This window comes from Cupriavidus taiwanensis, assembly GCF_900250075.1.
GTDB lineage: Bacteria > Pseudomonadota > Gammaproteobacteria > Burkholderiales > Burkholderiaceae > Cupriavidus > Cupriavidus taiwanensis_C.
The window spans coordinates 2,582,356-2,594,741 of the sequence record NZ_LT977071.1 but is presented as its reverse complement, the minus strand read 5'-3'; the positions used below and the strand labels follow the sequence as shown (position 1 = coordinate 2,594,741).

Here is a 12,386-nt window from a genome sequence, read left to right as displayed (position 1 = left end):
GACCCCAACATGCTTGAAATCCATGACCTGGTCGTCCTGCGCGACGGCCGTCGCGTGGTCGACCACCTGCAGCTTTGCGTGCCCGCGGGCTCTGTCTATGCCTTGCTGGGCGGCAACGGCGCGGGCAAGACCACCACCATCGACGCCATCCTGGGCTTTGTCCCGTCCGCCGCCGGCATGGTGCACGTGGACGGGCTGTCGCCGGCGGACGACGCGGTGGCGGTCAGGCGGCGCGTAGCCTATCTGCCCGAGAATGTCGCGCTGTATCCCTACCTGTCCGGCTTGGAGAACCTGGACTATTTCTGCGCGATGGCGGGAATTGCGCTGTGGCGCACCGAGGCCGCCGCGCTGCTGGACCGCGCCGGGCTGGCGCGCGAGGCGCAGGGCCGGCGCGTGCGCGGCTACTCGAAGGGCATGCGGCAGAAGGTCGGGCTGGCGATTGCACAGGCCAGGTCGGCTTCGCTGTTGCTGCTCGACGAGCCGACATCGGGGCTGGACCCGGCTGCCGCGGACGACATGGCGCGCCGCGTGCGCGCGGCCGCCGATGCCGGCATGGCGGTGCTGATGGCCACCCATGACCTGTTCAACGCCAGGCAGCTGGCCGACCGCATCGGCATCCTGCGTGCCGGCGTGCTGGTGGCCGAGTTCGACGCCTCCACGCTCGACCACCAGGCGCTGACCGCCGCCTACCTGGCGCACGCGCGCGCAGCGGGAGCGGCATCATGATCGGGGCCCTGCTGCGCAAGGAATTCAAGGCGATGGTCAGGGAAGGGCGGGCGATGGCGCTGCTGGGCATTGGCACCGTGGTGCTGGCCATCGCCGTGCTGGTGTCGCTGCAGCGGCATGCCACGGTCGCCGGCGAAGTGGCGCAGGCGGCCGCGGCCACGCGCCAGCAGTGGGACGACCAGGGCGACAAGCATCCGCACCGCGGTGCGCACTTCGGCCTGTATGCGTTCCGGCCGGCCTCGGCGCTGACGGCGATCGAGCCGGGACTGGGCGATTACTTCGGCCAGGCGCTGTGGCTGGAGCCGCACCGGCGCAATCTCGCGCGCTTCGAGCCGGCGCAGGACGCGCTGCCCTCCGCGCGCTTTGGCGACCTGAGCGCCGGCTTCGTGTTCGCGGCGCTGTTGCCGCTGCTGGTGTTTGCGGTCAGCTTCGATGCCGTCAGCGGCGAGCGCCAGCGCGGCACGCTGCGTATGCTGCACGGCGTCGGCGTGGCCCCGGCCGGCCTGCTGGCGGGCAAGTTCCTCGCGCTGGTCGCGGGCTTCGCCGTTTTTTCGGTCGCGCTGGCGCTGGCACCGGTGGTGGCCAGCCATGCGCAAGGCTCGCTCGACGCCGCGGTGTGGTGGCGCGCCGCCGGCCTGGGAGCCGGCTACCTGCTCTACACCGCCATCCTGGCGGGCCTGGGGTTGGCGGTGTCGGCATGGATGGCCGACGGCAGGAGCGCGTTGCTGGCGCTGGCCGGGCTGTGGCTGGCCTTTGTCTTCGTGGTCCCCGGCGCCGGCGCGGCGCTGGCGCGGCATGCCGTGCCGCTGCCATCGGCGCAGGCCTTCTGGGCCGCGATCCAGCACGACTACCTGGAAGGGCTGCCGGGCGACGGCAACCTGGCCGCCCGCACCGCGCGCCATGACGCGGCGCTGCTGGCGCGCTACGGCGTGACCCGCCTGGCCGACCTGCCGGTGGGCGCCGCACCGCTGCGCAGGCTGCAGCGCGACGCCTACGCCGACCGCGTCCACGCCCTGCATTTCGATGCGCTGTGGCAGCGCTACGCGGCGCAGGAGAACGTGATGCGCGCGGCCGCGCTGCTGAGCCCCACGCTGGCGATGCGCAACTTCGCCATGAAGATGGCCGGCACCGACCTTGCGCACCAGCGCCACTACGAGACCGCCGCCGAGCGCTACCGGCAGACCGTCAATACGGCGATCGATACCTGGGATGCCGGCCATACGCGCGGCTTGACCTCGTTCGACGACAAATATGCGGGCGCATCGCTGTGGCGCGCGATCCCGCCCTTTGCCTACACCATGCCGCCGGCGGGCTTCGCGCTGCGCGCGGCGTGGCCCGAGATCGCCTGCCTGCTGTGGTGGTGTGCGGTGGCCCTGGCCGGGCTGTACGGTTGCCTGCGGAGAATGCGGCCATGAACCAGATCGGGCAGACCGGGCGCCTGCTGGCGGCCCAATGGCGGGCGTTGTGGGGCGCGAGTGGCGCCCGCTGGGGGCTGCTGCTGACCGCTGCCGCGCTGTGCGCCTGCGCGGTGGTGTCGGGGCTGGGCGCGCGCGCCTGGCATGGCAAGTTCCAGCAGCTGGAAGCCGGCACGCAGGCAGCGCTGCGCCAGGCTGGCGCGCAGGCGTCGCCGGCCGCGGGGGACCAGGCCGCCATGGCGGCGTTCCGCTTCGCCCGGGCGCACGCGCCTGCGGCACTGTTGCCCGCCGCCGGCGGCCGCGCGCTGGCCAGCGGCATGCTCGAGCTGCTGCCGCCCGCCATCCGCGTCACCGTGGAAAGCCGCCATACCGACGCCCGCAACGAGGAGAAGCTGGGCAATCCGCTGTTGCAGCGCTACGGCATGGCAGACCTGGCGACGGCGCTCGCGTTGCTGGTGCCGCTGCTGCTGGTGTGCCTGTGCGCGGGCATGGTCCAGGGCGAGCGCGAGCAGGGCACGTGGCGGATGTCGCTGGCGCAGGGCGCGGCCGGCTGGCGCCTGCTGCTTGCGGCGATGGCGGTGCGGACGGGCGCGGTGTGGGTGGTGGCGGTGCTGGCTTCGCTGCTGGCATTCATGCTGGACCCGGCGGCGACGCTGCGCGCCTTCGGCGCGTGGGTGTTCTGCCTGAGCGCGTTCGTCTTGTTCTGGAGTGCGGCGAGTGCATGGCTGAACCTGCTGCCGGGATCCGCTGCCACGGCGGTGCTGGCCGGCCTGGGCCTGTGGGCCGTGGTCACGTTCGGCGCACCGGCCATGATCGCGGCGGCCACCGACCGCATGGCGCCGATGCCGTCGCGGCTGGCCGCGATCGTGCAGATGCGCGCCGCCCAGCAGGACGCCGAAGCCGCCGCGGCGGACCTGGTGCGGGCGTGGTACCGCGCCCATCCGCAATGGGCGCCGGCCGCGCCGCGCCAGCACAGCTGGCCGGTTTCATTCATGCCGCGCTATCTCGACCAGGCCGCGCGGATCGAGCCGATCGCGGCCGAATTCGAGCGCGTGCGCGCGCAGCGCTTCGAGCACGCGGAACGCTGGGCGTGGCTGTCGCCGCCGCTGTCGCTGCTGCTCGCGGCCGACCGGCTGGCGGGTCACGACGCCCCGCGCTACGCCCGCTACATGGCGCAGGTGAACCGCTTCGAAGCCGAGTGGCGCGCCTTCTTCGTGCCGCGCATCATGAGCTATCGCGGCGTGCTGCCGCACGACTACGCCGACGCGCCGCGCTTCGCCTGGACGGACAGCCCCCCATGGCATGCGGTGTGGCGCGCGGGGCTGCAGCAACTGGCACTGGCCGCGGCGCTGCTGGGCCTGCTGTGGCGGTGCCGGGCCCGGCTGGCCCGGCCCTGACGTGGCCTCAGGCCGCTTCCTTCAGCGCCGCCAGCGCCTGCCGTCCCGCGACCAGCTGCTGCGCCACTTCGGCGACGCGCGCACCCAGGTGTTCGGCGGTGCGCAGGTCTGCAGGCGGCGGCGCCACCTCGGCGCTCACATCCGCATCCGACTGCGCGGCCGCGCCCAGGAAGAAGCCATGGCGGTTCAGTGAATCCTCGGTCGACTTGGAATTGTTGTGGCCCGGGGGCAGGCCCAGGTTGACCCAGTGCATGCCGTGCTGTGCCGCGAAGATGGCGATCTGCTGCAGCGTCGCCAGCTTGTCGCCGGAGCGCGAGGCCGCGTTGGTAAAGCCGGCGGCGACCTTGTTGGCCCACTTGCCGCCCTTGGCGAACACGTTGCGCGAGGTCGCGTCCATGAAGCCCTTGAACTGGGCCGAGGCGCTGCCCATGTAGGTCGGCGCGCCGAAGATGATGGCATCGACCTGTTCCAGGGTATCCCAGTGCTGGTCGATGTCCTCGACCGGGATCAGCAGGCTTTCGGCGCCCGCGACGCTGCCGGCGCCGCGCGCGACGGCCTGGGCCTGGCGGGCGGTGTGGCCGTAGCCGCTGTGGTAGACGATGGCAACGCGGGTGGAGGCGGTGGTCATGATTTCGATCCTTTTGATTTCGAAAATCTGAATATCGTTATGCTGCGTCGCCTGACGGAAGTTTGCGGGCTGCAGCGGCTGGTGAGGAAAGTGTAGGGTGCCAAAGCACTGCAAGCGGGGGTGCTTCCGCAATAAGTCGTTGAAAGTTTCTGAACATTGGTTCGGAAAGTGGCCCCGGCCCCGGTCCCCGGGTTTTCCCGGCAGCGCGGCGCGTAGCCATCGCGCCGCGACCCGGATAAAGTTGCGCCATATCCACCCCGCCCGGCGCTGCCCGACTCCGCGCCCCACCCGCAACCGCTTCCGATTCCCATGCACCCAGGCGGCAGGCAGATCCCGGCGATGCGGCAGCAGCGCCGCTCCGTTCATCGTTTCCGGGCGCGTTCTACGCTGGCGTGCGTGGTGCTGATGCTGGCCAGCGCCGCCGCGCTGGCGGCGGACGCGCCCGGCACGGCCGTTGCCGCGGCCACCGGCGAGACCCTGCCGGACGTGGTGGTCAGCGCCACCCGCAGCGAGCAACGCCGCTTCGATGCGCCCGCCGCGGTCGACAGCGTGCCGGTGGACCCGCTGCGCAGCGCCACGCCGCTGGTGAACCTGTCGGAGGTGCTGGCCGGCGTGCCGGGCGTGGCGGTGCGCGACCGGCAGAACTATTCGCAGGACCTGCAACTGGCGGTACGCGGCTTCGGCACGCGCTCGACTTTCGGCGTGCGCGGCGTGCGCCTGTATGTCGACGGCATCCCCGCCACCATGCCCGACGGACAGGGGCAGGCGTCCACGGCGGACCTGGCCAACGCCAGCCGGGTCGAGGTGCTGCGCGGCCCGTTCGCGCAGCTGTATGGCAATGCCTCGGGCGGGGTGGTGCAGGTGTTCACGCCCGATCCGCCCAAGGATGGGGTTACCGGGCGCGTTTCGACCGGCTTCGGCGCCGATGGCCAGTGGCAGGCCGGCGTGGCGCTGGCTGGCGGCAATGAGCGGCTCGGCGGCTCGCTCGACGCGTGGACCTACCAGACCGACGGCTATCGCGAGCACAGCGCGGCGCGCCGCTACCAGCTCAATGCCAGGGTGGTGGCGCAGCCGGCCAGCGGCACGCGCGTGACCGGCCAGTTCAATTACTTCAACCAGCCGCTGGCGCAGGACCCGCTCGGCCTGACCCGCGCGCAGGCCGATGCCAACCCGCGCCAGGCGGTGGCCGCGGCCACCCAGTTCGATACCGGCAAGACTGTCGAGCAGGCCCAGGCCGGGGTGGTGGTGGACCACCAGGTCAGCGGCACCGACAGCCTGTCGGCACGGCTGTACGGCGGCACGCGCAACCTGTACCAGCGGCTGGGCTTCAGCGGCGCCGCGCTGACGTCATCCGGTGGCATCGTCGATCTCGACCGTACGTTCGGCGGTGCCGCGCTGTCGTGGAACCGGCGCACCACCACGGCCGCGGGTCTGCCGTTGCTGTGGAGCGCCGGGCTCGAAGCCAACGGCATGCGCGACGGCCGCAACGGCTACGTCAACCAGAACGGCACCCAGGGGGCGTTGCGCCGCGATGAAACCAATACCGCAACCGACCTTGGCGCCTTCGCGCAGTTCGACTGGAGCTTTCATCCGGCCTGGCAACTGGTGGGCGGGGCGCGCGCCAGCCGGGTGCGGCTGGGCATCGACGACCATTTCATCACCGCGGCCAGCCCCGACGACAGCGGCCACGCCAGCTACGGCAATGTCAGCCCGGTGCTCGGCGTGGTCTGGCATGCGCTGGACTCCCTCAACGTCTATGCCAACCTCGGCCGCGGCTTCGAGACCCCGACGCTGACCGAGGTCGCCTACGGCCCCGGCGACGTCGGCAGCAACCTGGGGCTGCAGGCATCGACCAGCCGCCAGGGCGAGATCGGCATCAAGTGGCAAGGGTCGGGGCAGCGCCTGGAAGCGGCGCTGTTCGATGCCGACAGCCATGACGAGGTGGTGCCGCAATCGAACAACGCCGGCCGCACCGTCTACCAGAATGTCAGCGGCGTGCGCCGGCGCGGGCTGGAGCTGGGCTGGCGCGGCGGCTTCCTGGGTCAGGTCGGCACGCCGGGCCAGGACGGCGGCAGCCGGATCGAGGCGGGGCTGGCCTATACCTGGCTCGATGCGTACTTCGGCGATGGCTTTGTCAATGCGCAGGGCCAGGCCGTGGCGGCCGGCAATCGCCTGCCCGGCACGGCGCGCCACAGCCTGGCCGCAGACCTGTCATGGCGGCCGCTCGCACCGCTGACGCTCGGGGCCGAACTGCGTGTCGACAGCCGCGTCTATGCCGACGACCTCAACACCCAGGCGGCGCCGGGCTATGCCGTGATCAACCTGCGCGCCGGCTATGCCTTCCGCCTCGGCCCGACGCGTTTCTACCTGTTCGGCCGCATCGACAACCTGGCCGACCGGCGCTATATCGGCTCGGTCATCGTCAACGAGGCCAACGGACGCTACTTCGAGCCGGCACCGGGCCGGCGCTTCTTCATCGGGCTGCGCGCCGCGCTGTAAGCCTGGCGCCGATTGCCTCGGCCGTCGTTGCCCTTTAAGGTGTTGGCTTTGGCCGGCGCGCGGGTCAGCGCGGCGCCGGCCGGACCCGGAGCCGCACCATGACCTCGCCCGCGCCCGACGACCGCACCCGCCGCATCATGCTGTGGGTGGTGGCGGTCGGCTTCTTCATGCAGACGCTGGACTCGACCATCGTCAATACCGCGCTGCCGTCGATGGCGCACAGCCTGGGCGAGAGCCCGCTGCGGATGCAGTCGGTGGTGATCGCCTACTCGCTGACGATGGCGGTGATCATCCCGGCCTCGGGCTGGCTGGCCGACCGCTTCGGCACCCGCACCATCTTCCAGACCGCGATCGCGCTGTTCGTGGCCGGCTCGCTGCTGTGCGCCTACGCGCCGACGCTGAACTTCCTGATCGGCGCGCGCGTGGTGCAGGGCGTGGGCGGCGCGATGCTGCTGCCGGTGGGGCGGCTCTCGGTGCTGCGCACCTTCCCGCGCGAGCAGTACCTGCAGGCGCTGAGCTTCGTCGCCATCCCCGGCATGATCGGCCCGCTGATCGGGCCCACGCTGGGCGGCTGGCTGACCCAGGCGCTGTCCTGGCACTGGATCTTCCTGATCAACGTGCCGGTCGGCGTGCTGGGGGCGCTGGCCACCGTGCGCTACATGCCCAATGCGCGGCTGGCCGGCGTCGGCCGCTTCGACATCGCGGGCTACCTGCTGCTGGCCACCGCCATGCTGGCGCTGTCGTTCTCGCTCGACGGCCTGGCCGGGCTGGGCTTCCAGCACGCCACCGTGCTGATGCTGCTGATCGCCAGCATGGCCGCGCTGACCGCCTACGGGCTGCATGCCAACCGCCGCAAGCAGCCGCTGTTCCCGTTGCGGCTGTTCCGCATCCACAGCTTCAGCGTCGGGCTGCTGGGCAACCTGTTCGCGCGCATCGGCAACGGCTCGATGCCGTTCCTGATCCCGCTGACGCTGCAGGTCAGCCTGGGCTATGCGCCGTTCGATGCAGGCCTGATGATGCTGCCGGTCACCGCAGCCGGCATGGCGTCCAAGCGGCTCGCCACACGGCTGATCCAGCGCCATGGCTACCGGCGCGTGCTGGTGTCGAACACCTTCGTGGTGGGCGTGGTGATGGCAGCCTTTGCGTTGATCACGCCGCAGCTGCCGCTGTGGCTGCTGGTGCCGCTGCTGGCATTGTTCGGCATGGTCAATTCGATCCAGTTCACGGCGATGAACACGGTCACGCTGAAGGACCTCAGCGGCGCCGGCGCCAGCAGCGGCAACAGCATGCTGTCGATGGTGCAGATGCTGTCGATGAGCCTGGCCGTGACCGCGGCGGGGGCGTTGCTGGCGACGTTCCAGCACCGCTTTGGCGGGGATCCCGCGGCGGTGCTGCCGGCCTTCCATGCGACTTTTATCTGCATGGGGCTGATCACCTGCGCGTCGGCCTGGATCTTCATGCAGCTGGGCGTGCGCGAGCCGGCGCCGGCGATTCCGGTGCAACACGGCGAGAAGGAGGTCTAGGGCGCGCCCGGGCTTGTCCCGGCGTGGCACATGCGCCGCTTTGCGTGGCGGCGGCGAACTTACCGTGCGCGCCGCGGCTCCTATTTCTATCCCATCGGAGCCGGCGCGGCCGGTACAAGGAGGCGTCCATGCGGCCAACCGGCAAGCCCGATTCCGAACCCGCGGTACCGTCATCGCCCGGCGCCGCCGCAAGCGGCAGCACGGTGCCGCGCAGCGCCCCGGCCACGCCCGACGGGGCCGGCGCCGTGGCCGGACCGGCCGCGGCGCCCGGCAAGATCCATGCGGCGGCGCAGCCCGCCTGGATCACGCACCGCGACTGCCCGCCGCCGCACACGCTGCCGGGCTGCGCCTGCGCCGACGTGCTGTCGCCCGCGGCACGCTATTGCGAACTGTTCGTCGACGTCCAGCACAGCGGCCTGTTCGCCGACAGCAAGACCTTCCCTGACTGCATTCCCAACTGCGACCCGGACCAGATCGTGGCGCGCTATCGCGAGAGCCGCGACACGCCCGGCTTCTCGCTGGCGGATTTCGTGCAGGCGTACTTCACCCGCGCCACCGTGCCGGACAGCCACTACGTATCCGATCCGGCCAGCACCCTGCGCGAGCATATCGACGGGCTGTGGCCAGTGCTGACGCGCGCGCCCGTGGCCCATCCTCCGCTGTCGTCGCTGTTGCCGCTGCCGCATCGCTACGTGGTGCCGGGCGGGCGCTTCGGTGAACTCTATTACTGGGATTCCTACTTCACCATGCAGGGGCTGGCCCGCAGCGGGCACGGCGACCTGATGGTGGAGATGACGCGGAATTTCGCCTACCTGCTCGACACCTACGGGCTGGTGCCGAACGGCACCCGCAACTACTACCTGAGCCGCTCGCAGCCGCCGGTCTTTGCATTGATGGTGGACCTGCTCGAGCGCGAGCAACTGGCCGGCGCGCTCGACTTCCTGCCGCAGCTGCGCCGCGAATATGCGTTCTGGATGGACGGCGCCGACGGCCTGTGTCCCGGCCACGCGCACCGCCGCGTGGTCTGCCTGCCTGACGGCGCGCTGCTCAACCGCTACTGGGACGACCGCCCATGGCCGCGCGAGGAGGCCTTCCTGGAAGACATGGAGACCGCGCTGCGCAGCGGCCGCCCGCACCATATGGTGTTCCGCGACCTGCGCGCCGCGGCGGAATCGGGCTGGGACTTCAGCTCGCGCTGGCTCGATGCGCCAGATCCGCGCGCCGGCCAGCCCGCCGACCTGGCCACCATCCGCACCACGGCGATGCTGCCGGTCGACCTCAATGCGCTGCTGTGGCACCTGGAAAGGCGGCTTGCCGCGCTGTGCGAGCAGGCCGGCGACGCCGCGGCGGAGATCTACCGCGCCGCGGCGCAGCGGCGCGAGGCTGCCATCCTGGAATACCTGTGGGACGGTGCCGCGGGCGTCTTCGTCGACTACGACTGGTGCCGCGGCGCGCAGCGCCGCTACCTGACCGCGGCCACCGTGATGCCGCTCTATCTCGGCCTGGCCAGTCCGGCGCAGGCGCAAGCGGTGGCGCAGGCGGTGCAGGAACGGCTGCTGGTGGACGGCGGCCTGGCCACCACGGAGTGCACCTCGGGTCAGCAATGGGACCATCCCAATGGCTGGGCGCCGCTGCAATGGCTGGCGGTTTGCGGCCTGGAGCGCTATGGCCACGAGGCCCTCGCGCGCGAGATCGCGCAACGCTGGCTGGCCACCGTGGCCAGCCTGTACACCCACGAATGCAAGCTGGTCGAGAAATACCGCATCCGGCGCATCGAAGGCGCCGCCCAGGGCGGGGGCGGCGGCGAGTATCCGCTGCAGGACGGCTTTGGCTGGACCAATGCGGTTGCCGGGGCGCTGATGGCACGCTACGGCGAGGTTCCGGCAACGTGCCGCGCGGATGGCGTTGGGGCTTAGAGGTGAGCGTACCGCGCCAGGGATTCTGACCTGCTGCCCCCAAGCCCCAAACCCCACCCCTTCAAAACTTCACCGCCACGCTCATCCAGTAGCGCCGGCCATCCTCGACATAGCCGTAGTCGGTGTAGTTCACCTGCTTGTCGAACAGGTTGTAGATGCCGGCGAACACCGACACGTTCTTGGTCACCGCGTAGGTCGCGCCCAGGTCGACGAAGGTGTATGACGGCGCCACTACGGTGCTGGAAGACGGCCCGGTGATCGGCTGGCTTTCCTTGCCGCGGTAGTTGACGCGAGCCCACGCGTTGAGCTTTTCCGACGGGCGCCAGTTCAGCGTGGCCACCAGCAGGTGCATCGGCAACTGGTTAAGTGGCTGGCCCTGGTATTGGCCGCTTTTCTGTTCCGAGCGGGTGTAGGTGTAGCTGCCGGTCAGCGACCACGCTTGCGCGATGGGCCAGCGCAGGCTGGCTTCCACGCCGCGCGAGTAGGCGCGGTCCACGTTCATGTACGTGGTCGGGGCGGCGCCGAACTGGTTCGGGCCATCAGTGCATTGCGTGAGCGGGCAGGCCACGCGCGTGATCTTGTCCTTGAAGTCATTGTTGAACAGCGTCATGCCGGCCTGCAGGCCGTTGCCCTTGTCGTAGAGCAGGCCCAGTTCCTGCGACACCATGGTCTCGGGCTTCAGGTCCGGGTTGCCGTACATGTTGCCGCCGCGGCTGGTCTGGCCCCAACCGGCGACGGTCTGGCGCAAGTCCGGCGCGCGGAAGCCGGTGGATACGCCGCCCTTGACGGTCCAGCGCTCGGCCGCGTGCCAGACGCCGTACAGGCGCGGGCTGTAGTGCTGGCCGAAGTTCTGGTCATGGTCCATGCGCACGCCGCCGGTCAGTGCAAAGCTCTGTGCCAGGCGCCATTCGTCCTCGGCAAACAGGGCCCACTGGTAACGCTCGACCCGGTTCGGGCCGCCCGCGATCTGGTTGCCGGTCTGGTCGTTCAGGCGCTGGTTCAGGTATTCGGCGCCGACCGACAGCATGTGGTTGCCCAGCGGCATGGCCCAGCTGGTGCGCGCATCCAGGTTCTTGATTTTCATCCGGCGGCTGCGGTTGTCGAACTCCTCTTGCTGGATATAGCTGTCGGAGACGCCAAAGCCCCAGCGGCCGGTATGCGACAACGCGTACTTCTCGCTGCGGTAGTCGGTCTCGGACGAGGTGGGGCAGCCGGTGCGCGGGCACGGCGTGCCGGGCGGCAGCGGCGGCACGGTCTTGCCCACGGTCTCGCTGCGCTGCTGGCGCATGCCGGTGGCCTCGAACACGATGTCGTGCTGGCGCGTGGGGGTGAGCGCCAGCTTGGCGGTCAGGCTTTCGGCGCGGCGGCCGCGAAAGCCGTAATCGATGTCGTCCTCGACGCGATGCGTGCTCTGGCCGTACAGCTGCAGCCCGAGCAGGTCGCTCTTGAGCGGGCCGGCCAGGTAGAAGTTGCCCTGGTACTGGTTGCCCGAGTCGCTGTGCTGCTGCAGCGTGGCATCGCCGCGCAGCTCGCCGGTCCATTGCTTCGGCACCTTGCGCGTGATGATGTTGACCACGCCGCCCATGGCATCGGAGCCATACAGCGACGACATCGGGCCGCGCACCACCTCGATCCGCTCGATCGCGGCGAGCGGCGGGGTCCAGCTGCTCTCGACGCCCGACGAGTCGGAGTTGGTGCGGGTCTCGCGCGAACTCTGGCGCTTGCCGTCGATCAGCACCTGGGTGTACTTGGCGCCCATGCCGCGCAGGCTGATATCGGTGCGGTCGCCGCCGCCGCTGACGATCACGCCCGGCACTTCCACCAACGCGTCGTTGAGGTCGCGGTAAGCCTTGTTTTCCAGGTCCGAACGCGTGACCACGCTGATCGACGCGGGTGCATCGCGGATATCCTGCGCGCTGCCCGCCGCGGTCACCACCACGGTGGCGAGGGTGGCTTCCGTCTTGGCTTCCTGCGCCTGGGCCCACGCCCCGGTCATGCCCGACGCCGCGCATATTGCCGCCAGCCCGGTCATCCATTGACCACGCGGCATGCCCCCCGATGCTGCCGTCCCAACCACTGCCCGTGCTGCCGCCTTCAATGCCCACCCGCTTCCGGCGGCCTGCCTGTCCTTCATTATTTTCCCCGCTGTATGCAAATAACAATCATTCTCATATTAGAATCGGGGGCAAATTGCTAACCAGTCACTTTGGAAAGCTTTTGTTTTCTTGACGTTTCTTGACGGAACCGGAGGCCGGCGGACTACTCCTCGCCCGCCAGGGCCC

8 protein-coding genes are annotated in these 12,386 nt (G+C 70.3%); 6 read left to right on the top strand and 2 right to left on the bottom strand.

What is annotated here, in order from left to right; translation table 11 throughout:
- Positions 1-9: 9 nt before the first annotated feature.
- The 3 genes from CBM2588_RS27990 to CBM2588_RS27980 are packed head-to-tail and all read left to right on the top strand — an operon-like array spanning position 10 to position 3,538.
- Positions 10-726: an ABC transporter ATP-binding protein gene (locus CBM2588_RS27990; RefSeq protein WP_115683489.1), complete on the top strand. Its 717-nt coding sequence runs from the start codon at positions 10-12 to the stop codon at positions 724-726.
- Entirely contained in the window at positions 723-2,141 is a 1,419-nt protein-coding gene (locus CBM2588_RS27985) for an ABC transporter permease (RefSeq protein ID WP_115683488.1), read from the top strand. The genes CBM2588_RS27990 and CBM2588_RS27985 overlap by 4 nt, the downstream gene beginning before the upstream one ends.
- The gene (locus CBM2588_RS27980; RefSeq protein ID WP_115683487.1) at positions 2,138-3,538 is read left to right on the top strand and encodes a DUF3526 domain-containing protein; all 1,401 of its coding nucleotides are present in this window, start codon (positions 2,138-2,140) and stop codon (positions 3,536-3,538) included. The genes CBM2588_RS27985 and CBM2588_RS27980 overlap by 4 nt, the downstream gene beginning before the upstream one ends.
- Positions 3,539-3,545: 7 nt before the next feature.
- Here CBM2588_RS27980 and CBM2588_RS27975 read toward each other — a convergent pair whose 3' ends face one another.
- Positions 3,546-4,166 (bottom strand): flavodoxin family protein, encoded by a 621-nt coding sequence (locus tag CBM2588_RS27975; RefSeq protein WP_012356616.1) that lies wholly within the window; start codon positions 4,164-4,166, stop codon positions 3,546-3,548.
- Between the two features lie 309 nt (positions 4,167-4,475).
- On the opposite strand from CBM2588_RS27975, the gene CBM2588_RS27970 reads away from it, so the two are divergent.
- From CBM2588_RS27970 to treF, 3 genes are all read left to right on the top strand, one after another.
- The gene (locus CBM2588_RS27970; protein WP_115683486.1) at positions 4,476-6,665 is read left to right on the top strand and encodes a TonB-dependent receptor family protein; all 2,190 of its coding nucleotides are present in this window, start codon (positions 4,476-4,478) and stop codon (positions 6,663-6,665) included.
- A gap of 98 nt (positions 6,666-6,763) precedes the next feature.
- Positions 6,764-8,188 carry a multidrug transporter subunit MdtD gene (gene mdtD / locus CBM2588_RS27965; protein ID WP_115683485.1) on the top strand — a complete coding sequence of 475 codons (1,425 nt, stop codon included), beginning with the start codon at positions 6,764-6,766 and terminating at the stop codon, positions 8,186-8,188.
- 128 nt (positions 8,189-8,316) lie between these two features.
- Positions 8,317-10,104, top strand: coding sequence for an alpha,alpha-trehalase TreF (treF, locus tag CBM2588_RS27960; protein WP_115683484.1), 1,788 nt, complete (start codon positions 8,317-8,319; stop codon positions 10,102-10,104).
- A gap of 61 nt (positions 10,105-10,165) precedes the next feature.
- Here the strand turns inward: treF and CBM2588_RS27955 are convergent, their stop codons facing one another.
- A complete protein-coding gene (locus CBM2588_RS27955) occupies positions 10,166-12,154 on the bottom strand; it encodes a ligand-gated channel protein (RefSeq protein ID WP_439897471.1) in 1,989 nt (662 codons plus the stop codon).
- Positions 12,155-12,386: the final 232 nt, after the last annotated feature.